This is a genomic window from Streptomyces sp. (genome assembly GCF_050698815.1).
Classification (GTDB): Bacteria; Actinomycetota; Actinomycetes; order Streptomycetales; family Streptomycetaceae; genus Streptomyces.
Genome location: NZ_JBOHCV010000775.1, coordinates 1 through 1,892 on the forward strand (window position 1 = coordinate 1; position 1,892 = coordinate 1,892).

At 68.8% G+C, this 1,892-nt stretch carries 4 protein-coding genes; all 4 read right to left on the reverse strand.

The genetic code is table 11. The annotated features are described in order from the left end of the window. The coding region (locus tag ACRDP3_RS27835) for a hypothetical protein (protein ID WP_431519788.1) at positions 1–250 on the reverse strand (250 nt) is incomplete at its 3' end. Positions 251–369: 119 nt separating this feature from the next. Beyond that, the gene (locus ACRDP3_RS27840) at positions 370–618 is read right to left on the reverse strand and encodes an SCO4226 family nickel-binding protein (protein WP_431519789.1); all 249 of its coding nucleotides are present in this window, start codon (positions 616–618) and stop codon (positions 370–372) included. Positions 619–747: 129 nt separating this feature from the next. After that, positions 748–1,224 carry an N-acetyltransferase family protein gene (locus ACRDP3_RS27845; protein WP_431519791.1) on the reverse strand — a complete coding sequence of 159 codons (477 nt, stop codon included), beginning with the start codon at positions 1,222–1,224 and terminating at the stop codon, positions 748–750. Positions 1,225–1,262: 38 nt separating this feature from the next. Further along, positions 1,263–1,628 carry an ArsR/SmtB family transcription factor gene (locus tag ACRDP3_RS27850; protein ID WP_431519790.1) on the reverse strand — a complete coding sequence of 122 codons (366 nt, stop codon included), beginning with the start codon at positions 1,626–1,628 and terminating at the stop codon, positions 1,263–1,265. Positions 1,629–1,892: the final 264 nt, after the last annotated feature.

A 1,892-nucleotide genomic window follows, 5' to 3' on the forward strand; every position in this document is an offset into this window, starting at 1 on the left:
CGCCGGTGCACAGAGCGCGCATCTGCTCGGCGACGCCCTGCGTCTCCGGCAGGTCGTTGTTCTCCATCGCCTTCTCGTAGGAGGGGAACTCGACGATGTCGACGAAGTGGGAGGGGTTCTCGCGGTCACGCGTGTGCAGCTCGTGCATGACGGTGCGCTTGCCTTCGGTGGCGCTCAGCCACTGGTCGAAGACGGCGTCCAACTCGTCCGCGCGAGTCGTCTCGTACTCGATGATCTGAACGAATGTCATCGTCCTGCCTCCTGTCATTGCTCTGCGCGCGCGGGGCGCGCGCGAATCCTGCACTGTGCACGTTCCCTGGCTGCTGCCCTGCTCCTTCGCGTAGCCGGCCACGTACGGCAGCGCCGGGGTCACACGCTGAGCGGGACGGGGTGGATCTCGTCGGCGGCGTGCCCGGCCCGTTCGTGTACGCGCCGGACGGCTCCGGCCGAGGGGCCTTCGGAGAGGCAGAAGACGGTCCCCGACTCCGGGTCGGCCCAGGCCTTCTCGAAGTGCACGCCCTCCTCGTCCTCGATCGCGAGGTCCGCCCGATGGGCCGCGTCCAGCTGGTCCGAGGTGATGCCGCGCATTCCGTGATGAACGTCCATGAACTTGGTCACCGCTCTGCACCTCCGGCGGTCGCGCTCCGGGGTCCGGGCACCATCCGAGGGTTCTACGGGCAACGGCACCGAAAGGGCCCCCTCAGTCACCATGGTGCGCTTCCGGTGCGGGGAAGGCCAAAGGAAGGTTCAGTCGACGAGAGGGCTGCGGCGCTCCAGGAGCTGGACGTCGCGCCAGACTCCGTGGTGGCGGCCGACGCGCTCGCGCGTGCCGATGGTCCGGAACCCCGCGCGCAGGTGCAGGGCGACGCTGGCGGTGTTCTCGGGGAAGATGCCGGCCTGGATGGACCAGATCCCGGCAGCCTCGGTGGAGGCGATCAGCACCTCCAGCAGCGCCTGGGCCACTCCCAGGCCGCGCGCCTCGGGGGCCACGTATACCGAATGCTCGACCACCCCCGCGTAACAGGGCCGCTCGGAGACCTTCCCTACGGCGATCCAGCCGCATACGCGGCGGCTGCCCGGAGCCAGGGCGACGAACCGGTGCCCGGTGAGCTTGGCCGCGTCGAACGCGGCCCAGGTGGGGGCGGCGGTCTCGAAGGTCGCGTTGCCCTCGTCGATGCCCGCCTGGTAGACGGCCAGGACTTGGTCCGCGTGCGCCGCGTTCATCGCCCGGATGACGACTGCCGTGCGGGTGTGCTGATCACTCACGCGGCGACGCACCCGAGTATCCGGCCCATCGCGGCAAGGACCGAGGGCTCGACGCGGTAGTACACCCAGGTCCCGCGCCGCTCCGAGACCAGCAGTCCCGCCTCCCGGAGCTTCTTCAGATGGTGGGAGACGGTGGGCTGGGAGACACCTACATCGGAGATGTCGCACACACACGCCTCGCCCGCCGGATAGGAGGCGACCAGCGAGAACAGGCGCAGGCGTACCGGATCACCGAGCGCCTTGAACATCGCGGCGGTGCGCTCGGCTTCTTCCGCGGTGAAGGGGCGTTCGGTCAGCGGCGGGCAGCACGGTGCCACCTCCGACTCCAGCAGCGGCAGCGCTTTCGCATTCGCATTCGACATGTGTCTATTTTGACACATGTCGAACCTTCCCGTTCTTGCACGGGGAGCGGGTGGGCTCGCGACGGTGGGGTACGAGAGTCAGTGATCACCACGGGCGAGACCCCCCTGGTGGAAAGCGTCACGAGAAGAAGGAGCCGACATGTCATCGAAGCGGCGCCGTAAGAAGAAGGCACGCCGTAAGAACGCCGCCAACCACGGTCGACGGCCTCAGTCCTGAGAGGGTCCTGAGCGGCCCGCGTGCGGCCCGCCCCCTGCCTTCCGGGC